Annotated in this window: 17 protein-coding genes and 1 pseudogene; 14 read left to right on the top strand and 4 right to left on the bottom strand. The window is 42.6% G+C overall.

All coding sequences use genetic code 11. The annotated features are described in order from the left end of the window. The first annotated feature begins 39 nt into the window (after positions 1-39). The 10 genes from HT698_RS04690 (at position 40) to HT698_RS04645 (ending at position 11,731) form a co-directional block, all read left to right on the top strand. The gene (locus HT698_RS04690; RefSeq protein ID WP_173219906.1) at positions 40-2,436 is read left to right on the top strand and encodes a primosomal protein N'; all 2,397 of its coding nucleotides are present in this window, start codon (positions 40-42) and stop codon (positions 2,434-2,436) included. A gap of 12 nt (positions 2,437-2,448) precedes the next feature. Continuing rightward, positions 2,449-3,384, top strand: a complete 936-nt coding sequence (gene fmt / locus HT698_RS04685; protein WP_173219903.1) for a methionyl-tRNA formyltransferase — start codon at positions 2,449-2,451, stop codon at positions 3,382-3,384. Next, a complete protein-coding gene (gene rsmB, locus HT698_RS04680) occupies positions 3,377-4,690 on the top strand; it encodes a 16S rRNA (cytosine(967)-C(5))-methyltransferase RsmB (RefSeq protein WP_173219900.1) in 1,314 nt (437 codons plus the stop codon). The genes fmt and rsmB overlap by 8 nt, the downstream gene beginning before the upstream one ends. 14 nt (positions 4,691-4,704) lie before the next feature. Continuing rightward, positions 4,705-5,445 carry a Stp1/IreP family PP2C-type Ser/Thr phosphatase gene (locus HT698_RS04675; protein WP_000406237.1) on the top strand — a complete coding sequence of 247 codons (741 nt, stop codon included), beginning with the start codon at positions 4,705-4,707 and terminating at the stop codon, positions 5,443-5,445. Then, complete coding sequence (gene stkP, locus HT698_RS04670) at positions 5,442-7,421, top strand: serine/threonine-protein kinase StkP (RefSeq protein WP_173219897.1); 1,980 nt, start codon at positions 5,442-5,444, stop codon at positions 7,419-7,421. Before HT698_RS04675 ends, stkP begins: the two co-directional genes overlap by 4 nt. Before the next feature lie 114 nt (positions 7,422-7,535). Beyond that, positions 7,536-8,294, top strand: a complete 759-nt coding sequence (locus HT698_RS04665; RefSeq protein WP_023943605.1) for a threonine/serine exporter family protein — start codon at positions 7,536-7,538, stop codon at positions 8,292-8,294. Position 8,295: 1 nt separating this feature from the next. Next, on the top strand, positions 8,296-8,745 hold the full coding sequence (locus tag HT698_RS04660) for a threonine/serine exporter family protein (RefSeq protein ID WP_057487161.1): 450 nt from the start codon (positions 8,296-8,298) through the stop codon (positions 8,743-8,745). A gap of 160 nt (positions 8,746-8,905) precedes the next feature. Beyond that, the gene (locus tag HT698_RS04655; RefSeq protein WP_166732304.1) at positions 8,906-9,154 is read left to right on the top strand and encodes a hypothetical protein; all 249 of its coding nucleotides are present in this window, start codon (positions 8,906-8,908) and stop codon (positions 9,152-9,154) included. A gap of 130 nt (positions 9,155-9,284) precedes the next feature. Continuing rightward, entirely contained in the window at positions 9,285-10,457 is a 1,173-nt protein-coding gene (locus tag HT698_RS04650) for a hydroxymethylglutaryl-CoA synthase (protein WP_166732301.1), read from the top strand. Further along, the gene (locus tag HT698_RS04645; protein ID WP_173219894.1) at positions 10,457-11,731 is read left to right on the top strand and encodes a hydroxymethylglutaryl-CoA reductase, degradative; all 1,275 of its coding nucleotides are present in this window, start codon (positions 10,457-10,459) and stop codon (positions 11,729-11,731) included. Before HT698_RS04650 ends, HT698_RS04645 begins: the two co-directional genes overlap by 1 nt. Positions 11,732-11,919: 188 nt before the next feature. Here the strand turns inward: HT698_RS04645 and HT698_RS04640 are convergent, their stop codons facing one another. Together HT698_RS04640 and HT698_RS04635 are read right to left on the bottom strand one after the other, a co-directional pair. Continuing rightward, positions 11,920-12,885, bottom strand: coding sequence for a LacI family DNA-binding transcriptional regulator (locus HT698_RS04640; protein WP_166732299.1), 966 nt, complete (start codon positions 12,883-12,885; stop codon positions 11,920-11,922). Beyond that, the gene (locus HT698_RS04635; RefSeq protein WP_173219990.1) at positions 12,866-14,320 is read right to left on the bottom strand and encodes a glycoside hydrolase family 32 protein; all 1,455 of its coding nucleotides are present in this window, start codon (positions 14,318-14,320) and stop codon (positions 12,866-12,868) included. The genes HT698_RS04640 and HT698_RS04635 overlap by 20 nt, the downstream gene beginning before the upstream one ends. Before the next feature lie 379 nt (positions 14,321-14,699). Between HT698_RS04635 and HT698_RS04630 the strand changes: the two genes are divergently transcribed. Further along, positions 14,700-16,586: a sucrose-specific PTS transporter subunit IIBC gene (locus HT698_RS04630; protein ID WP_188109845.1), complete on the top strand. Its 1,887-nt coding sequence runs from the start codon at positions 14,700-14,702 to the stop codon at positions 16,584-16,586. Between the two features lie 149 nt (positions 16,587-16,735). Further along, positions 16,736-17,623 (top strand): fructokinase ScrK, encoded by an 888-nt coding sequence (scrK, locus tag HT698_RS04625; RefSeq protein ID WP_000164310.1) that lies wholly within the window; start codon positions 16,736-16,738, stop codon positions 17,621-17,623. A gap of 319 nt (positions 17,624-17,942) precedes the next feature. Here scrK and HT698_RS04620 read toward each other — a convergent pair whose 3' ends face one another. Together HT698_RS04620 and HT698_RS04615 are read right to left on the bottom strand one after the other, a co-directional pair. Beyond that, positions 17,943-18,560 (bottom strand): TVP38/TMEM64 family protein, encoded by a 618-nt coding sequence (locus HT698_RS04620; RefSeq protein ID WP_000076168.1) that lies wholly within the window; start codon positions 18,558-18,560, stop codon positions 17,943-17,945. 401 nt (positions 18,561-18,961) lie between these two features. Beyond that, positions 18,962-19,249 (bottom strand): annotated as a pseudogene (locus HT698_RS04615) (IS30 family transposase); the annotation flags it as partial. Between the two features lie 339 nt (positions 19,250-19,588). On the opposite strand from HT698_RS04615, the gene HT698_RS04610 reads away from it, so the two are divergent. Continuing rightward, complete coding sequence (locus HT698_RS04610; RefSeq protein WP_112443875.1) at positions 19,589-20,482, top strand: ABC transporter ATP-binding protein; 894 nt, start codon at positions 19,589-19,591, stop codon at positions 20,480-20,482. Beyond that, positions 20,479-21,678: an ABC transporter permease gene (locus HT698_RS04605; protein WP_112443876.1), complete on the top strand. Its 1,200-nt coding sequence runs from the start codon at positions 20,479-20,481 to the stop codon at positions 21,676-21,678. The genes HT698_RS04610 and HT698_RS04605 overlap by 4 nt, the downstream gene beginning before the upstream one ends. The last annotated feature ends 356 nt before the right edge of the window (positions 21,679-22,034 follow it).

Raw genomic sequence — 22,034 nt, 5'->3', positions numbered from 1 at the left:
TCTATTGCAAGAATGTACTGACAAGGAGGAGGTGAGAAGATGACCCTAGCTAAGATTATCGTAGATGTGCCCTTGATGCAGACGGACCAGCCCTATAGTTACAGAATTCCTGAGGAATTTGAGGGAATGTTGGAAGTTGGAATGCGGGTACATGTGCCTTTTGGTAAGGGGAATCGCCTGATTCAAGGAATTGTTCTTGGTTTGAAGTCTCAATCAGAAGGAGAAGAGATAGAGCAAGATTTAAAAGATATTGCCGAGGTGCTGGATTTTTCTCCTGTTCTCACGCAAGAACAACTCTGGCTGGCTGAGGAGTTACGCAAGTCCGTCTTCTCTTACAAGATCTCCATCCTCAAGGCTATGTTACCGGGATTTCTGAACTCTAGCTATGACAAGATTCTCTATCCTATGGCAGGTCTGAGTCAGGAAGACCGAGAGCGCTTGTTTGGTTCAGAAGATTCGCTTGCCTTTTCTTCTCTGGATTTAGCTAAGCAAGCTGAAATGATGCGTTTGACTAGAAAAGGACTGCTTGGGCTAGAATATCAGGCAATTGATCAAAAGAAGGTCAAGACCCAGTCTTGGTATGAGGTGAATCTTGCTCAATTAGAAGATGTCGAGATTTCTGCACGTGCCAAGAAAAAGTTAGAATTGAGAGATTACTTGCTTTCTCATCCTGAGAGTGCTTCCTTGGCTAGTTTGCTAGAGTTCTATTCGAGGGACCAAGTTAACTTCTTTGTGGAACAAGGTGCTGTGACCATAGTTCAAAAGGAAGTTCAACGTTCGGCTGCTTATTTTGAAGGCATTGAGGCAAGTCAGCCTTTGGAGTTGAATCCAGAGCAAAGACAGGCGCGTGATGCAGTTGTCAGTGCGATTGGCAGTCATCAGCCTCCCTTCCTCCTTCAAGGGATTACAGGAAGTGGGAAGACCGAGGTTTACTTACAAATAATCCAAGGAGCCTTGGACAAGGGCAAAACAGCTATTTTGCTGGTGCCTGAGATTTCCTTGACTCCGCAAATGACAGAGCGTTTTATTGCACGTTTTGGAGGCAAGGTAGCCATTCTTCACTCAGGCCTATCCAATGGTGAAAAGTATGACGAATGGCGCAAGGTGGAACGCGGCGATGCCCAAGTTGTAGTTGGTGCCAGATCGGCCATCTTTGCTCCGCTGAAAAATCTAGGTGTTATGATTATCGATGAGGAGCATGAAGCGACTTATAAGCAGGACAGCAATCCCCGTTACCATGCCAGAGAGGTGGCTATTTTACGGGCCCAGTATAATCAAGCGGCTCTGGTGCTTGGGTCTGCAACTCCTAGTCTGGAAAGCCGTGCGCGAGCTGGGAAAGGTGTCTATCAACACTTACGTCTGACCCAGCGAGCCAATCCTTTAGCTACCATTCCTGAGGTTCAAGTGATTGATTTTCGAGACTATATCGGACAAAACGAGACGTCAAATTTTACGCCCCCTTTGCTAGAAGCTATTCAAGACCGTCTGGCTAAAAAAGAACAGGTGGTTCTCATGCTCAATCGCCGTGGTTATTCTAGTTTTGTCATGTGTCGAGAGTGTGGGACGGTGGATACGTGTCCCAACTGTGACATTTCCCTCACCCTGCACATGGATACCAAGACCATGAACTGCCATTATTGTGGCTTTTCAAAGGACATTCCTCAGGTCTGTCCTAACTGTAAGAGTCGCAGTATTCGTTACTATGGAACAGGAACTCAGAAGGCTTATGACGAGCTGGCAGAACTCTTTCCACAGGCACGCATTCTGCGCATGGATGTGGATACGACTCGCAAGAAAGGGAGTCATCAAGCTCTGCTTGATCAGTTTGGTCGAGGAGAAGCAGATATTTTACTAGGTACTCAGATGATTGCCAAGGGATTGGATTTTCCCAATGTGACACTAGTAGGAGTTCTTAATGCAGATACAGCCTTGAATTTGCCTGATTTCCGTTCTTCTGAAAGAACCTTCCAGCTCCTGACTCAGGTGGCAGGCCGTGCAGGTCGAGCTGAAAAAGCTGGTCAGGTCTTAATCCAGTCTTATAATCCTCAGCACTATGCTATTCGATTTGCCAAGGATCAGGACTACGAAGGTTTTTATGCCTATGAAATGGGTATCAGACGACAACTTGGTTATCCACCTTACTATTTTACCATTGGCATTACCCTTTCTCACAAGAAAGAAGAAGAGGTGGTCAAACGTGCTTATGAAGTGATGAACATTTTGCGGTCAGGTTTGTCTGAAACCAGTAAGATTCTCGGGCCGACGCCAAAACCCATTGCTCGTACCCACAACCTCTATCATTACCAGATTTTAATTAAATACCGTTTAGAAGATGAGCTGGGGCCGACTCTAAATCAGGTTCTGGCCTTGACTCAAGAACGGGAAAATAGTGAGCTCCGTCTCAGCATTGACCATGAGCCACAGCAATTTTTATAAGAAGGAGAAGATATGACAAAATTAATCTTTATGGGGACACCCGACTTTTCAGCAACAGTTTTAAAAGGGCTTTTGACAGATGACCGTTACGAAATTCTAGCCGTTGTGACCCAGCCAGACCGTGCTGTCGGACGTAAAAAAGTGATTAAGGAAACCCCAGTTAAACAAGCTGCCAAAGAGGCAGGACTTCCTATCTACCAACCTGAAAAACTATCTGGAAGTCCAGAGATGGAAACTATTATGCAGCTAGGAGCAGATGGAATTGTGACTGCTGCTTTTGGGCAGTTTCTCCCAAGTAAACTCCTTGATAGCATGCACTTTGCGGTCAATGTTCACGCCTCCCTTCTTCCAAAACACCGAGGTGGTGCGCCTATCCATTACGCCTTGATTCAAGGGGATGAGGAAGCTGGCGTGACCATTATGGAAATGGTTAAGGAAATGGATGCAGGGGATATGATTTCTCGTCGCAGTATTCCTATCACAGATGAGGACAATGTTGGAACCTTGTTTGAGAAATTAGCTCTTGTTGGTCGTGACTTGCTTTTGGATACTTTGCCTGCCTACATTGCTGGGGAAATCAAACCGGAACCGCAGGATCCGAGTCAGGTTACCTTCTCTCCAAATATCAAGCCAGAGGAAGAAAAACTGGACTGGAACAAAACCAATCGTCAACTCTTTAACCAAATCCGAGGCATGAACCCCTGGCCTGTTGCCCATACTTTCCTTAAGGGTGACCGCTTTAAGATTTATGAAGCCCTACCAGTAGAAGGTCAGGGAAATCCAGGAGAGATTCTCTCTATCGGCAAGAAAGAATTGATTGTCGCAACGGCAGAAGGGGCTCTATCCCTCAAACAAGTTCAGCCTGCTGGTAAACCTAAGATGGACATCGCTTCCTTCCTCAACGGAGTTGGACGGACATTGACTGTAGGAGAACGATTTGGTGACTAAAGTAGAAACGGCTAGAAGTTTAGCCCTAGCAGTATTAGAGGATGTTTTTATCAATCAAGCATACTCAAATATCGCCTTAAATAAACACCTCAAGGGGAGTCAGCTCTCTGCAGCAGACAAGGGCTTGGTAACCGAGTTGGTCTATGGAACGATAACCCGTAAACTGACTCTGGAATGGTACCTATCCCACTTTATCGAAGACAGAGACCAGTTAGACAGCTGGCTTTATGTCCTGCTTCTCATGAGTGCCTACCAGCTTCGCTATTTGGATAAGATTCCAGACCATGCTGTGGTCAATGAAGCAGTAGAATTGGCCAAAGTCCGTAAAAAAGGCAGTGAAAAATTGGTCAATGCCCTCCTTCGTCGTATCTTGCGTGAAGGCTGGCCAGATATTGCTAGCATCAAGCGAAAAAACAAGCGTGATTCCATTGCCTATTCTCTCCCGGTTTGGCTAGTTGCCAAGCTCAAGGAAGAATACGGAGAAGAGCGAGCACAAGCTATTTTTGAAAGCCTTTTGGTGCGAAACAAGGCCAGTATTCGTGTAACAGACCTAAGTCGAAAAGAGGAAATCCAAGCCTTGTTGGAGGCTAGTGATTCGTCCTTGTCTTCTTCTGGTCTGGTTAAGGAGCAGGGGCATTTTGCAGGCCATGATTTGTTTTCAGAAGGGGCTATAACCATCCAAGACGAATCCAGTCAATTGGTTGCTCCGACGCTTGATTTAAAAGGTGATGAACGAGTGCTTGATGCCTGTGCGGCTCCGGGTGGAAAAACAGCCCATATAGCCTCTTATCTCACGATAGGTCAGGTCACTGCTCTGGACTTGTACGACCACAAGTTGGATTTAATCCAAGAAAATGCCCAACGTTTAGGAGTTGCAGATCGGGTTCAAAGGCAAAAATTAGATGCCAGAAAGGTGCATGAGTTTTTTGGTCAGAATTCCTTTGATAAGATTTTGGTGGATGCTCCTTGTTCAGGAATCGGTCTTTTGCGCCGAAAACCAGACATCAAATACAATAAAGAAACGGCAGATTTCGCGTCATTACAGGAAATTCAGCTAGAAATATTAGGTAGTGTTTGTCAAACACTAGGCAAAGGTGGTATAATAACTTATAGTACCTGTACTATTGTCTCAGAGGAGAATTTTCAAGTCGTTGAAGCGTTTTTAGAAAGTCATCCTGAGTTCGAGCAGGTAAAGCTAGAACATGAATGTAAGGATATCATGAAAGACGGCTGTATCCTCATTACACCTGAATTGTATGGAAGTGATGGATTCTTCATCAGTCAATTTCGCAAGATATCGGATTAGGAAGGAACTGACACATGGAAATTTCATTATTAACAGATGTTGGTCAGAAACGGACAAATAACCAAGACTATGTCAACCACTATGTCAATAGAGCTGGACGTACCATGATTATTTTAGCTGATGGGATGGGAGGTCATCGCGCAGGGAATATCGCTAGTGAAATGGCGGTAACAGACCTAGGTATAGCTTGGGTCGATACCCAAATCGATACAGTCAATGAAGTGCGTGAATGGTTCGCCCATTACCTAGAAATTGAAAATCAAAAGATTCACCAGCTTGGTCAGGATGAAGCTTACAGAGGCATGGGAACTACTTTGGAAGTCCTTGCTATTATTGATAATCAGGCTATCTATGCTCATATTGGTGATTCGCGTATCGGCTTGATTCGTGGAGAAGAATACCATCAGTTGACGAGCGACCATTCTTTGGTTAATGAATTGCTCAAGGCTGGTCAATTGACACCAGAAGAGGCAGAAGCTCATCCGCAAAAAAATATTATCACCCAGTCTATTGGGCAAAAAGATGAAATTCAGCCTGATTTTGGGACAGTTATCCTTGAGTCAGGTGACTATCTCTTGCTCAATAGTGACGGCTTGACCAACATGATTTCAGGCAGTGAGATTCGTGATATTGTAACCAGTGATATTCCTTTAGCAGATAAAACGGAGACACTTGTTCGTTTTGCTAACAATGCAGGAGGTTTAGACAACATTACGGTTGCCCTTGTTTCTATGAACGAGGAGGATGCAGAATGATCCAAATCGGCAAGATTTTTGCCGGACGCTATCGGATTGTCAAACAGATTGGTCGAGGAGGTATGGCGGATGTCTACCTAGCCAAAGACTTAATCTTAGATGGGGAAGAAGTGGCAGTGAAGGTTCTGAGAACCAACTACCAGACAGACCCGATAGCTGTAGCTCGTTTTCAGCGTGAAGCGAGAGCTATGGCAGATTTAGACCATCCTCATATCGTTCGGATAACAGATATTGGTGAGGAAGACGGTCAACAGTATCTTGCAATGGAGTATGTTGCTGGACTTGACCTTAAACGCTATATCAAGGAACACTATCCTCTTTCTAATGAAGAAGCCGTCCGTATCATGGGACAAATTCTTCTCGCCATGCGCTTGGCCCATACCAGAGGAATTGTTCACAGGGACTTGAAACCTCAAAACATCCTCTTGACACCAGATGGGACTGTCAAGGTTACAGACTTTGGGATTGCAGTAGCCTTTGCTGAGACGAGTCTGACTCAGACTAACTCTATGCTGGGTTCGGTGCATTACTTGTCCCCAGAGCAGGCGCGTGGTTCAAAGGCGACTGTACAAAGTGATATCTATGCCATGGGGATTATTTTCTATGAGATGCTGACAGGTCATATTCCTTACGATGGGGATAGTGCAGTGACCATCGCCCTCCAGCATTTCCAGAAACCACTGCCATCGGTTATAGCTGAAAATCCATCTGTGCCTCAGGCTTTGGAGAATGTTGTTATCAAGGCAACTGCTAAGAAATTGACAGATCGCTACAAATCAGTAGCTGAAATGTATGTGGACTTGTCTAGTAGTTTGTCTTATAATCGTCGTAATGAACCAAAGCTGGTCTTTGACGATGCGACTAAGGCGGACACCAAGACTCTACCAAAAGTATCCCAGAGTACCTTGACATCTATTCCTAAGGTTCAAGCGCAGACAGAACACAAACCAATCAAAAAAACAAGTCAGGCTGTGACAGAGGAAGCTTACCAACCACAAGCACCGAAAAAACGTAGATTTAAGATGCGTTACCTGATTTTTTTGACCAGCCTTGTATTGGTGGCAGCTTCTCTTATTTGGATACTATCCAGAACTCCTGCAACCATTGCCATTCCAAATGTGGCAGGTCAGACAGTTGCGGAAGCCAAGGAAACGCTCAAGAAAGCCAATTTTGAGATCGGCGAGGAGAAGTCAGAGGCTAGTGAAAAGGTGGAAGAAGGGCGGATTATCCGTACAGATCCTGGCGCTGGAACTGGTCGAAAAGAAGGAACGAAAATCAATTTGGTTGTCTCATCAGGCAAACAATCCTTCCAAATTAGTAATTATGTCGGTCGGAAATCTTCTGATGTTATCGCGGAATTAAAAGAGAAAAAAGTTCCAGATAATTTGATTAAAATTGAGGAAGAAGAGTCCAAGGAGAGTGAGGCTGGAACGGTCATGAAGCAAAGTCTACCAGAAGGTACGACCTATGACTTGAGCAAGGCAACTCAAATCGTCTTGACAGTAGCTAAAAAAGCTACGACGATTCAATTAGGGAACTATATTGGACGGAACTCTACAGAAGTAATCTCAGAACTCAAGCAGAAGAAGGTTCCTGAGAATTTGATTAAGATAGAGGAAGAAGAGTCCAGCGAAAGCGAACCAGGAACGATTATGAAACAAAGTCCAGGTGCAGGTGTTCCTTATGATTTGAGTAAACCTACTCAAATCGTCTTGACAGTAGCTAAAAAAGTTACAAGTGTTGCCATGCCGAGTTACATTGGTTCCAGCTTGGAGTTTACTAAGAATAATTTGATTCAAATTGTTGGGATTAAGGAAGCCAATATAGAAGTGGTAGAAGTGACGACAGCGCCTGCAGGTAGTGCAGAAGGCATGGTTGTTGAACAAAGTCCTAGAGCAGGTGAAAAGGTAGACCTCAATAAGACAAGGGTCAAGATTTCAATCTACAAACCTAAAACAAGTTCAGCTACTCCTTAAAATCAGATGGATAATCAAAATAAGTAATCAATCTTTGTCATGATTTCGTGGCAAAGATTTTTTTTGAGTCCGGATTTGTGATAGAATAGAGGGAGTTGATAAAAGGAGGCAAGCATGGAAGAATCAAAAGAATTAAATGCCGTTATTGATGTGATTATGCTAGCGGGGACTATTCTCCTTAAAAGTGGTTCAGAGATTCATCGCGTAGAAGACACCATGATTCGGATTGCGCATTCGCAGGGGATTGTGGATTGCAATGTCCTTGCCATGCCTGCTGCTATCTTTTTCTCTATTGAAAATACCAATATTTCGCGCATGAAGCGCGTGACCTCCTCTTCTTATAACATCGAAAAAGTCTGCGATGTCAACCAGATTTCTCGTCAGCTGGTTGGGGGGCAGATTGATTTAGAAACAGCCTTTAAGCAATTGACGGCCTTGCAAGCCCAACCCCTTCCCTATACCAAGTTGCAGGTAACTTTAGCTGCGACCTTAAGTGCTCCTTTCTTTTCGGTTATGTTTAGTGGAAATATCTACGACGCACTTGGGGCAGGAGTGGCGACCTTATTTGGTTTTGCCTTTTCCCTCTATGTGGAGAAGTTTATCCGAATTCCTTTTGTAACAGCCTTTGCTGGGGCCTTCGTCTTTGGAATGATTGCCCAGTTTTGGGCTCGCTACACAGGCTTTCCTTCAACGGCAGACTTGATTATAGCTGGTGCGGTCATGCCGTTTGTTCCAGGAATTGCCTTGACCAATGCGGTCCGTGATATTATGACCAACCACATAAACTCTGGTATGAGCAAGATGTTTGAATCCCTGCTCATTACCCTTGCTTTAGGGGCGGGAACTTCTGTCGCCTTGGTATTGATGAACTAATATGACACTAACAACCTTTTTATTACAAGCAGTGGCAAGTCTTCTTGCTATTATCACTTTTTTAATCGTACTCAATGTGCAACGCTCTATGCTCTTACCTGGAGGGATTTTGGGCATGGCTGTCTGGCTAATCTATCTCTTGCTCAAGGAACCGACCAATGTTATTGTGGCTACCTTCATTGCGGCCATTATCGGTTCATGTGTCAGCCAGATTTTGAGTATTCTTTATAAGACACCTGCAGTGGTCTTTATCTTGGCCATCTTGGCTCCTCTGGTTCCGGGTTATCTCTCCTATCGGACAACTGCCTTTTTTGTGACAGGGGACTATAATAAAGCGCTGGCAAGTGCAACATTAGTTGTTATGCTGGCTCTGGTCATTTCCATTGGAATGGCTAGCGGAACAGTGATTCTCAGACTGTATCATTATATAAAAACACATCGAGTATCGTAGATTTTACAGAAATAAAAGAATTTTCTGAAAAATAAGATAAATATAGTGACAAGGCTTTCTATATGTGCTATTCTCTATATAGAAAGGAGGAAAAATCATGAAAAAATCACTATTTTCCTTATTATCTGTAAGTCTACTGACCTTGCTGGTTATCCCAGTCATGGCTTCTAGTTCGGGTTCAGAGTTTCAAAGTGGATGGCAAGAGAATCAGTTGATTGCTGAGAAGGTTAGTAAAACACTTGATAAGGCATTTGATAAGGATGTCAGAGAAATTCCGACCAGTCAGTTTTATCAAGAATTTGTAGATGAGATGGGAAGAACTTACTCAGGAAATTTAATCCTCCAGGAACTGATAACTGAGAATGGGGCTTATAAAGCTACTTATGTTGGTGAACTCTATAGCAACTAATCATTCTTTAAAATTATGACCAATAAGAGGCTTGATTTGGTGAATCAAGTCTTTTTTCTCTCTTTTATTGCCATTTGTGATAAAATAGTACTGAACGATTTTTTACATGAATGATAAAACAGAGGTAAATATGACAATCGGTATTGATAAGATTGGTTTTGCGACCAGTCAATATGTCTTGAAATTACAAGACTTAGCAGAAGCGAGGGGCATTGACCCTGAAAAATTAAGTAAAGGACTCTTACTCGAGGAATTGAGTATTGCGCCCTTAACTGAGGATATCGTGACCTTGGCGGCCAGTGCAAGTGACTCTATTTTAACTGAGCAAGAAAGACAAGAAATTGATATGGTCATTGTGGCTACCGAGTCAGGAATTGACCAGAGTAAGGCTGCGGCCGTCTTTGTACATGGCTTGCTGGGCATTCAGCCCTTTGCTCGTAGTTTCGAGATTAAAGAAGCCTGCTATGGAGCGACAGCTGCCCTTCATTATGCCAAATTGCATGTGGAAAATTCTCCACAGTCCAAGGTCTTGGTCATTGCCAGTGATATTGCCAAGTATGGTATTGAAACTCCAGGAGAACCCACTCAGGGTGCTGGCAGTGTGGCCATGTTGATTACACAAAATCCACGCATGATGGCTTTTAATAATGACAATGTGGCTCAGACTCGTGACATCATGGATTTCTGGCGTCCAAATTACTCGACAACTCCTTATGTAAATGGTGTTTATTCTACCCAACAATATTTGGATAGTTTGAAAACGACTTGGCTTGAATACCAAAAACGCTACCAGCTTACTTTGGATGATTTTGCAGCTGTTTGCTTCCACTTGCCTTACCCTAAATTAGCACTCAAAGGCTTAAAAAAAATCATGGATAAGAGCCTGCCTCAAGAGAAAAAGGACCTCTTGCAAAAGCACTTTGACCAGTCTATTCTCTACAGTCAAAAAGTGGGGAATATCTACACAGGTTCACTTTTCCTTGGACTTTTGTCTCTCTTGGAAAATACAGATAGCTTGAAGGCTGGGGATAAAATCGCCCTTTATAGTTATGGAAGCGGGGCTGTAGCTGAGTTCTTTAGTGGTGAATTGGTTGAAGGATACGAAGCTTATCTGGATAAAGACCGTTTGAATAAGCTCAACCAACGAACTGCCCTGTCTGTTGTTGACTATGAAAAAGTCTTCTTTGAGGAAGTAGACTTAGATGAGACAAATTCTGCCCAGTTTGCTGGCTATGAAAATCAAGATTTTGCCTTGATTGAAATTGTTGACCACCAACGCCGTTATAGCAAGGTTGAAAAATAATGAAGATAAGTTGGAATGGATTTTCTAAAAAATCATACCAAGAGCGCCTCGAGCTGTTAAAAGCTCAGGCGCTCCTTAGTCCTGAGAGACAAGCGAGTTTGGAGCAGGATGAACAGATGAGTGTGACTGTGGCAGACCAGCTGAGTGAGAATGTGGTGGGAACTTTTTCTTTACCTTATTCGATGGTTCCAGAGATCCTCGTCAATGGTCAGGAATACACAGTTCCCTATGTGACAGAAGAACCGTCCGTGGTTGCTGCGGCCAGCTATGCCAGTAAAATCATCAAGCGAGCAGGTGGTTTTACTGCACAAGTCCATCAGCGCCAGATGATTGGGCAGGTAGCCCTTTATCAAGTTGCTGATCCTGAACAAGCCCAAGAGAAAATTGCCAGAAAGAAGGCTGAACTCTTGGAGCTTGCCAATCAAGCCTATCCTTCTATCGTCAAACGTGGGGGTGGGGCGCGTGATTTACATGTAGAACAGATAAAAGGCGAAACAGACTTCCTTGTTGTTTATCTCCATGTTGATACCCAAGAAGCCATGGGAGCCAATATGCTCAACACCATGCTGGAAGCCTTGAAACCAGTCTTAGAAGAACTCAGCCAGGGACAGAGTCTTATGGGAATCCTGTCTAATTACGCGACCGATTCTCTGGTGACAGCAAGCTGTCGCATCGCCTTTCGTTACTTGAGCCGCCAAAAAGATCAAGGACGAGACATTGCGGAGAAAATTGCTTTGGCTAGTCAGTTTGCGCAAGCTGATCCTTACCGAGCTGCTACCCACAATAAAGGAATTTTTAACGGTATTGATGCCATTTTAATTGCTACTGGTAATGACTGGCGTGCCATCGAAGCCGGGGCTCATGCCTTTGCCAGTCGAGATGGACATTACCAAGGTCTTAGTCAATGGACGCTGGACCTTGAAAGAGAAGAATTGGTCGGTGAGATGACCCTGCCCATGCCTGTGGCGACCAAGGGTGGCTCTATCGGTCTCAACCCTCGTGTAGCCCTCAGTCATGAACTACTGGGAAATTCTTCTGCCAAAGAATTAGCCCAGCTTATCGTGTCTATTGGGCTTGCCCAAAATTTTGCGGCCCTGAAAGCCTTGGTGAGTACAGGGATTCAGCAAGGCCACATGAAATTGCAGGCTAAATCCTTGGCACTTCTCGCAGGTGCTAGTGAATCTGAGGTAGCTCCCCTAGTCGAGCGCCTTATAGCAGAGAAAACCTTTAACTTAGAGACAGCCCAGCGTTATTTAGAAAATTTAAGATCATAAAAAACTCAGACAGATCGGTCTGAGTTTTCTTGTGCTTATACTCTTCGAAAATCTCTTCAAACCACGTCAGCTTCGCCTTGCCGTAGATATATGTAACTGACTTCGTCAGTCTTATCTACAACCTCAAAGCAGTGCTTTGAGCAGCCTGTGGCTAGCTTCCTAGTTTGCTCTTTGATTTTCATTGAGTATTAAATACTTTTTCCTGGTAATAGAGTAACTGGTAAAAAGTAACCAGTTGTCGCAACTTCCTTGCCTTCTATCTTCTGCAAGAGAAGGTCAACAGTGAGGCAGGCAATCTCTTCCAAGGGTTGCTTGATAGTAGCCAGTTGGGGGTAGTAATTCTCGATAAAGTAGGTCCCATCATATCCGATGACCTTGAGTTCTTCAGGGACAGAAATGCCCAGTTCTTGAGCAATTTTAATGACCAGAATAGCAGTCAAGTCATCTGAAGCAAAGATGGCATCTGGCTTTTGTCGAGTCAAGATATTCTTGATTTCCATTTCTTTTCTGACGGGAGAAAAGTCACTGGAAACATTGATAATAGGTGCTTTTGGGAGTACAGATGCAAAACCAGCGTGGCGCAGTCCAGTTGGCGAGTTAGAATTGTCATTCCCTGTAATCATGATGATAGATTGGGCGCCTGTCTTAACCAAGGTCTGGGCAGCAAGAACCCCACCAGCATAGTTGTCAGAGGAAACGACAGGAATGTCTGGCGACAGGTTACGGTCAAAGGAAATAATCGGTGCTGTCACACGATTGTAGTCTTTGATTCCCAAGTTGTGACTACCAGAAATGATGCCGTCTACCTGATTGGCTTCCAACATTTCGATATATTCGCGTTCCTTTTCAGAATCGTGCTCACTGTTGCAGATGATGGTCTTATATCCATTTTTGAAGAGTTGGTGTTCCAGCTTATCAATCAATTCTGCATAGAAAACGTTAGAAATATTGGGGAAAATCAAGCCGATTAATTTAGCTGATTTTCCTTGCAGACTACGAGCTAGGTTGTTGGGTTTATAGCCCAATTCTCGCATGGCTTCATTAACCTTTTGAATGGTTTTTTCAGATAGATACCCTTTTTTATTGATAACCCGAGAAACGGTAGTAGGACTGACGCCTGCAAGTTTGGCGACATCAGTTAGTTTTGCGACCATAATCTAATTCATAGTAAGTTCCAGTTGGGTTTCCAGATTTAATCAGGATACCATTTTGGTCCTCATGTGGGAAGACACGACCAGAAAATACTTTTTCTCCTTTATTGATGAAAATTTCAAAGACAGAGTTATCGATGAAAATCGTAGCAGTAGTAGCCTGATTCTCGATTGGGCAAGAACGTGTAGTTCCAAATTCTTGGGCATACTGTTCTCCAGCATGGCTACGATCCACTGTCACTTGACCATTTACAAGGTCAAAGTTGATTGAAAGTCCCTTGCCTTCTTTATCAGCAAGTAAGACAATCTCGCTCTGGCTATTGGCTTCCAAGTTGAGTTCAAGTTCGTAAGTGTTCTTGGTTTGGGCACGGTTTGAGAAAGGTTCTTCAGAAGCACAAAGGTCCTTGATAGCTGCGACTGGGTATTGGTAGAGTTTGCCGTCTTTGATAGTGAGTTCCTTGACCAAAGAGAAGGTTCCTTGGTGGTCAAAACGGTCAGATGGATATGAAACATCAGGCAAGCCAAGCCAGCTAACAGCTAGAGCACGTCCATCAGGAGCGTTGAAGGCTTGAGTTGCATAGGCTTCGAAACCATAGTCCATGTTTTGAAGTTGAGACACATCTACCATTTTGGCATTTTCAGGGTCAAAGGAAGCCCCAATCTTATACATATTTGGAAAGATATTATCGTAGTCTAGAACGTTCTTATCCAATCCTTGTGGGCAGTAGAGAAGGACAGGTTGTTCCCCTACAAAGACCAGATTTGGACATTCCATCATGTAGGCAGTACGGTCGTTAGCAAAGTCAAGGTTGCCAACGGCTTGCCAGTTTGTATAGTCATTATCGACAGCCTTGTAGAGACGGACGAAACCTTTTTTCTCCAAGTCCTGTCCACCAACGATAGCATAATATTGCCCCTTAAAGTTAAAAATTTGCGGATCACGGAAGTGGTCAGTTGAGTCTGCTGGCTGGTCGATCAAGGTCTTGTCAATCTTGGTAATCTTACCATCCTTATCCATCAAAGCTCCAATCTGGTAAGGGTGACGGATCCAGTTTTCATCGCGGACATTTCCTGTATAAAATAGGAATAACTGATCACCAAATTGCATGGCAGAACCAGAGTAGGCACCGTGGCTATCTAATGGAGTATCAGGTAAAACTTTGACACCAGTTTCTGTGAAGTGAACCAAGTCCTCACTTTCCAATTGCACCCAAGATTTTAAACCATGGGCTGCACCAAATGGAAAGTTCTGATAAAAAACAATCCACTTGCCATCAAAGTAGGAAAAGCCATTTGGATCGTTGAGAAGTCCTGTTTTTGGCTCAACATGGTAATGAGTATGCCATGGAGATTGTGCTATATTTTCTTTTATATGTTGAATTTCTTCTTGCGTCCAATCTTGATAAAGTCTGTAACGACGCTCAGTTGTCCATTCCATTCATTCATTCCTCCAAAAATCTTATCACTTTTAATAGTAACCGTTTTCGATAAAAAATGCAAGCCTTTTATGTTAAAAAAGAGGAAAAGCTGTCAAGCGTTTATCACAAATTAAAACCAGAAAATCAATCATCTATCTACAAAAAAATGAAAGAAAGTGAAGCAAAATCCTTTTAAACAAGATTCCAAACTTATTTTTTTAAGAAATGCCTGCTAAAACAGTCAAAAACAATCAATCTATGGCGTGCCCACTAAGTGGATAGAATATTTTTTCTGCAAAACGCTTGACATATTTCTAAAACATGATAAAATAATAGTCGTAGGGCGAATAAAATCGCTTTCAAACAATAACAAAATTTTATATAAGGAGATTTTTGCAAATGAACAATCAGGAAATTGCAAAAAAAGTCATCGATGCCTTGGGCGGACGTGAAAATGTCAACAGTGTAGCTCACTGTGCGACTCGTCTTCGTGTCATGGTCAAAGATGAAGGAAAAATCAATAAAGAGGTGATTGAGAACTTGGAAAAAGTTCAAGGTGCTTTCTTTAACTCAGGTCAATACCAAATCATCTTTGGTACAGGTACAGTTAACAAAATGTACGATGAAGTTGTTGCGCTTGGCTTGCCAACATCATCTAAAGCTGACATGAAAGCAGAAGCTGCGAAACAAGGGAACTGGTTCCAACGTGCTATCCGTACTTTCGGTGACGTTTTCGTTCCAATCATCCCAGTTATTGTAGCGACAGGTCTCTTCATGGGTGTGCGTGGTCTTTTCAACGCTCTTGAAATGCCACTTCCAGGTGACTTTGCAACTTACACACAAATCTTGACAGATACGGCCTTCATCATCTTGCCAGGTTTGGTTGTGTGGTCAACCTTCCGTGTATTTGGTGGAAATCCTGCCGTTGGTATCGTTCTTGGTATGATGCTTGTTTCTGGCTCACTTCCAAACGCTTGGGCAGTCGCTTCAGGTGGTGAAGTAACAGCTATGAACTTCTTTGGTTTCATCCCTGTTGTTGGTTTGCAAGGTTCTGTTCTTCCAGCCTTCATCATCGGGGTTGTCGGAGCTAAATTTGAAAAAGCTGTCCGCAAGGTTGTTCCAGATGTCATTGACCTTTTGGTAACGCCATTCGTGACACTTTTGGTCATGTCTATCCTTGGACTCTTTGTCATCGGACCAGTCTTCCACGTAGTTGAAAACTACATCCTTATCGCTACAAAAGCGATCCTCAGCATGCCATTTGGTCTTGGTGGTTTCTTGATTGGTGGGGTTCACCAATTGATCGTCGTGTCAGGTGTGCACCACATCTTCAACTTGCTTGAAGTTCAATTGCTTGCTGCTGACCATGCTAACCCATTCAACGCTATCATCACAGCTGCTATGACAGCTCAAGGTGCTGCGACTGTTGCGGTTGGTGTTAAAACTAAAAATCCAAAACTAAAAACACTTGCTTTCCCAGCTGCTCTTTCTGCCTTCCTAGGTATTACAGAGCCTGCTATCTTCGGGGTTAACTTGCGCTTCCGTAAACCATTCTTCCTTTCATTGATTGCTGGTGCAATCGGTGGTGGATTGGCTTCTATCCTTGGACTTGCTGGTACTGGTAATGGTATCACCATCATCCCTGGTACAATGCTTTATGTTGGTAACGGACAACTTGCCCAATACCTTCTCATGGTAGCTGTATCATTTGCCCTTGGTTTTGCTCTTACTTACATGTTTGGTTACGAGGACGAAGAAGAAGTTACTACTGAAGCGACGACAGAACGTTTGGTCCAAGAAGAAACAACTGGTAATATTCCAGCAGCTCTTCAAAATGAAACACTTGTAACTCCTATCGTCGGTGATGTTGTAGCTCTTGCTGATGTTAATGACCCAGTCTTCTCAAGTGGAGCTATGGGACAAGGTATCGCTGTGAAGCCAAGTCAAGGTGTGGTATATGCACCAGCTGATGCTGAAGTTTCAATCGCCTTTCCAACAGGACACGCTTTTGGTTTGAAAACAACTGATGGTGCTGAAGTCTTGATCCACGTTGGTATCGACACTGTAACAATGAACGGTGAAGGTTTTGAAGCAAAAGTTGCTCAAGGTGACAAGGTGAAAGCTGGCGATGTTCTTGGAACATTTGACTTAAACAAAATCGCTGCAGTTGGTCTTGATGATACAACAATGGTTATCGTTACAAACACAGCTGACTACGCTTCAGTAGCTCCAGTCGCAACAGGTTCAGTTGCGAAGGGGGATGCTGTGATCGAAGTGAAAATCTAATCAATCCTCTCTAATGTGAAAACGAACAAATGACATGTTTGTTCGTTTTTGCTTGAATGGTAAGATTTACAGAGGAAAATCTAAAAAATAGAGAAATTTAGACTTTCGAAATATGCTATAATAAAGAAAATAAAAACAAGAGGTTTATCATGACAAAATTATATGGAAGCTTGGAAGCGGGCGGTACAAAGTTTGTCTGTGCTGTCGGTGATGAAAACTTTAACGTTGTAGAAAAAACACAATTTCCAACAACAACTCCAATCGAAACAATCGATAAAACCATTGAGTTCTTCTCAAAATTCGACAACCTTGCTGGTCTTGCAGTTGGTTCATTTGGTCCGATTGATATTGATAAAAACTCAAAAACTTATGGCTTTATCACGACGACTCCAAAACCAAACTGGGCAAATGTGGACTTGCTTGGTGCCCTTCGTCGCGCCCTCAACGTGCCAATGTACTTCACAACCGACGTAAACAGCTCTGCCTATGGTGAAGTGGTTGCCCGTAACAATGCGGGTGGTCGTATCGAAAACTTGGTTTACTACACAATCGGTACAGGTATCGGTGCAGGTGTTATCCAACGTGGTGAGTTTATCGGTGGTGTGGGTCACCCTGAAATGGGTCATTATTATGTTGCTAGACACCCAATGGATATTGAAAAAGAGTTTAAGGGTGTTTGTCCTTTCCATAAGGGATGTCTGGAAGGCTATGCAGCTGGTCCAAGTTTGGAAGCTCGTACAGGTGTTCGTGGGGAAAACATTGAACTCAACAACCCTGTTTGGGATGTTCAAGCCTACTATATCGCTCAAGCTGCGGTTAATGCGACAGTGACTTTCCGCCCAGACGTGATTGTCTTTGGTGGAGGGGTCATGGCTCAACAACACATGCTGGACCGTGTCCGTGAGAAATTTACATCTCTTCTCAATGGCTACCTACCAGTACCTGATGTGCGTGATTACATCGTGACGCCAGCAGTCGCAGGAAATGGTTCTGCTACTCTTGGAAACTTTGTCCTTGCAAAAGAAGTTTCAAAATAAAGCACAAAATCCGCTTGGGAAACCAAACGGATTTTGTGGTTGCAAATAATATTTTTGAGCCTTTCCTTAAGTGATTACGGACGGTAGCGACTTTCTTCGAAATTCCATACCTAAACTTTGAGCCTAATGTCTCAAAGTTTCCGAATACCTGAAACCATTAGATTTCAGGTGTTTCTATCACGGCGGAAAGGCTAGGTAAGTCCTCGCCTTACTATCGAAAAATATGCATGATTTCCATACCAAAGTATATTTAGTATTAAGCTATAGTTAATCTACGCTTTAAAAATCCACTTGGGAAACCAAACGGATTTTTTACGTGTCAAAGCATTTGCCAGAAAAAGTCAATAATATAGGTCAGACCGTAGGTATAAACCACGAGAGTAAAGGGTTTGGTCAGAATGATGATGGTCATATAGCGCTTGAAACTCATCTTGGTCAGGGCAGCCAGCATACAGAGAAAGTCAGCTGGACTAATGGGCCAAATCATCATAAAGATAAAGAAACGGTCAAAACGATTGCCCTTGTCCAACCAGCCGATGTACTTGTCATAGGTGCGCTTGCTGACGACAGACTGGACAAAGGCAGCCCCATAGAGGCGCACCAGATAAAAGATAATGGCACAGCCAATCACGATACCGATATAGTTGTAGATTGTCCCGATGATGTGACCGTAGATAAAGACCCCAGCTACCGAGGTCAAGGCCCCAGGAATGATAGGGACGACCGTTTGTAAAATCTGTAAAAAGATAAAGAGGGGTGGCCCCCAGATGCCTGCCTGCTGGATAAAGGCAGAGAGGGTTTCCTTAGACTGTAAAATCCCAGCCTGATAAGCCCAAATACAGAAAATCAAACTCCCAACCCCACCGACAATCGATGAGATATTGATAACTTGCTGCAGAAGGGGAGAAACAGCTTTCATTTGTTTATCCTGTGACATGTAAACTCCTCATAGATAGTATATTTCTACTATACCATATTTTGGAGGAGAAAGGGGGAATGAGTGTTTTTGATGAGGAATGGATAGTGAATAGTCCTTCGAGACTTAGAATAGGTCCGTTCCCTAAAGTTTACATGTATTCTAGGTTTAGAATAATCGCAATTACATAAATTTAAAAGCATTCTAAGTTTCGAATAGCTTATCTGAGATAATTTTGATGCATTCGAGCTTTCGAATAGTCATATTCCCTAAAGTTTAGATGTATTCTGAAGCTAGAAAAGCTAAAATCTAAAAATAATAAGGGTCTCTATCTGATGGATGTAATTTATGTCTAGTATGAATCCTTTGAATCGTTAGTTAATTTTAATATGAATCAGTTCTGAAATAATTACTAAATATAGTTAGATGGTGAATGAATTATTGCTAAATTTCGAGTTCAAGTTAGCCATCCAGAAGTCTTCTCTAGGCGACTTGTAGTTCAAGCATTTTTTAGGATAGTTGTTAATCCATTTTTCGATGAATGCGATTTCTTTGGGAGTCGTTTTCTTAGTTCCCTTAGGCTTAGGTAACCATCTACGAATAAGCCTGTTGTGATTCTCATTAGTTCCCCTTTCCCAAGAGGTATAGGGATGTGCATAGTAGATATGTTCCTTAGAAAACATATCGGACAGGCGGTTGAATTCCGTTCCGTCCATTAGTAGATAAAGGATTACTCCTTCTTGAAATGACAGATGAACTTGTTTCTTATAAAAAATGTTGTCAAGAAATTATTCGCTTTTTTCCAGAAGTTTTAGAGGAAGAGAACTTTATGGGGAAAAAGGAGTTACTCAAATAACAATTCAGGATCAAAAATAGACAGTTGAGGAGCAGAGTGGATAAATTAAGTTTGCTACTGTATAATGGATTTATCACTAAAAACGCTCCATGCCATATTTTACATAGCATTAGTCTTCTAAAAATGGACAGAAATCATTGTAAAGGCTATCAAAAAAGAGTATAATGAGTGAAAGAAATTTCGGAGGTTAAAGATGCTAGAAGTAAGAAGTCTAGAGAAAAGTTTTGGATCCAAGCAAGTTTTGTTTGGTATTGACTTTCAAGCGCGACCAGGTCGTATTTTGGGACTAGTCGGAAAAAATGGTGCTGGGAAGACAACGATTTTCCACAGTATTTTGAAGTTTTTAGAATATCAAGGAGAAATTAGTCTTGATAATCAGGATATTCGTCAGGAGACCTACACTCGGATTGGCTATCTGCCTGAAGAACGCAGTCTCATGCCTAAATTGACAGTTCTTGAACAAGTTCGCTATTTGGCGACTCTAAAAGGTATGGATGCCAAGGAGGTCAAGGAAAAACTCCCTCAATGGATGAAGAAGTTGGAAGTGAAAGGGAAGCTGACTGATAAAATCAAGAGTCTGTCAAAAGGAAATCAGCAGAAGATTCAGCTTATTATTACTCTGATTCATGAACCAGACTTGATTATCTTGGATGAGCCTTTCAGTGGCTTGGATCCAGTCAATACTGAATTGCTCAAGCAAGTCATCTTTCAGGAAAAAGAACGTGGGGCAACCATTATCTTTTCTGACCATGTTATGACCAACGTCGAGGAACTTTGTGACGATATTCTCATGATCCGAGATGGCCGTGTGGTCTTGCATGGACCAGTTCAGGATGTCCGCAATCAATACGGGAAAACGCGTCTCTTTGTTGCAAGTGAACGAAGCAAGGAAGAACTGGAAAAACTTCCTCATGTTAAACAGGTGAGCTTGACCAAACAAGGCAGTTGGAAATTGATTTTGGAGGATGAGAGCGCTGGAAGGGAACTCTTCCCAATCTTGACTCAGGGGCAATATATCGCAACCTTTGACCAACAAGCGCCGACAATCGATGAAATCTTTAAACTAGAATCAGGGGTGGAAGTATGAGAAATATGTGGGTTGTAATCAAGGAAACCTATCTTCGACATGTCAAATCGTGGAGTTTCTTCTTTATGGTGATTTCGCCGTTCCTCTTTTTAGGAATCTTTGTAGGAATTGGGCATCTTCAAGGCTCTTCAATGGCTAAAAATAATAAAGTGGCAGTAGTGACAACAGTGCCATCTGTGGCAGAAGGACTGAAGAATGTAAATGGTATTAACTTTGACTATAAAGACGAAGCAAGTGCCAAAGAAGCGATTAAAGATGAAAAATTAAAAGGCTATTTGACTATTGATCAAGAAGATAGTGTTCTAAAGGCAGTTTATCATGGCGAAACATCGCTTGAAAATGGAATTAAATTTGCAGTTACAGGTACACTCAATGAGCTGCAAAATCAGCTTAATCGTTCAACGGCCTCCTTGTCTCAAGAGCAGGAAAAACGCTTAGCGCAGACAGTTCAATTCACAGAAAAGATTGATGAAGCCAAGGAAAATAAAAAGTTTATTCAAACAATTGCAGCAGGCGCCTTAGGATTCTTTCTTTATATGATTCTGATTACCTATGCGGGTGTGACGGCTCAGGAAGTTGCCAGTGAAAAAGGCACCAAAATTATGGAAGTCGTTTTTTCTAGCATAAGGGCAAGTCACTATTTCTATGCGCGGATGATGGCTCTATTTCTAGTGATTTTAACGCATATTGGGATTTATGTTGTAGGTGGTATCGCTGCCATTCTGTTATTTAAAGATTTGCCATTCTTGGCTCAGTCTGGTGTTTTAGATCACTTGGGAGATGCTTTCTCACTGAATACCTTGCTCTTTATTTTGGTTAGTCTCTTTATGTACGTCGTCTTGGCGGCCTTTCTAGGTTCTATGGTTTCTCGTCCGGAGGACGCAGGAAAAGCCTTGTCGCCTTTGATGATTTTGATTATGGGTGGTTTTTTTGGAGTGACAGCTCTGGGTGCAGCTGGTGACAATCTCATCTTGAAGATTGGTTCTTATATTCCCTTTATTTCGACCTTCTTCATGCCATTTAGAACCATTAATGGCTATGCAGGGGGAGCAGAAGCATGGATTTCGCTAGCTATTACAGTGATTTTTGCGGTGGTAGCAACAGGATTTATCGGACGCATGTATGCTAGTCTCGTTCTGCAAACAGATGATTTAGGAATCTGGAAAACCTTTAAACGTGCCTTAGCTTATAAATAGAAGAGCCTCGCGAAAGCGAGGTTTTTTAGAGATGAAAAGAGTGGAATCACGAACCTAATTACTTACACATTATGTAAATAGGTTACTTGAAAACTTGATTGTATAGTGAACTGAATCTGGAATAGGATAATATTGCTTCTAAAACATTCTTATAAATTGATTTGAATTCCAAAATCCCATCGTTTTCCGTTCTTATTTCATTTTGCGATATAGTGAAAGGAAATAAGTCAGCTCACAAAAAACGCATACTACCAGGATTTTTCAAGACCTGATAGTATGCGTTTTTTGATTGTGAAGACTTTTCATCCAGCCTCTTTATGTGATAAAGTATCTTTAATATTCAATGGAAATCAGAC

Origin of the sequence: Streptococcus sp. 3109 (assembly GCF_013276905.1) — a bacterium.
Taxonomy (GTDB): Bacteria; Bacillota; Bacilli; order Lactobacillales; family Streptococcaceae; genus Streptococcus.
This window is presented reverse-complemented; position numbering and strand designations above follow the sequence as displayed.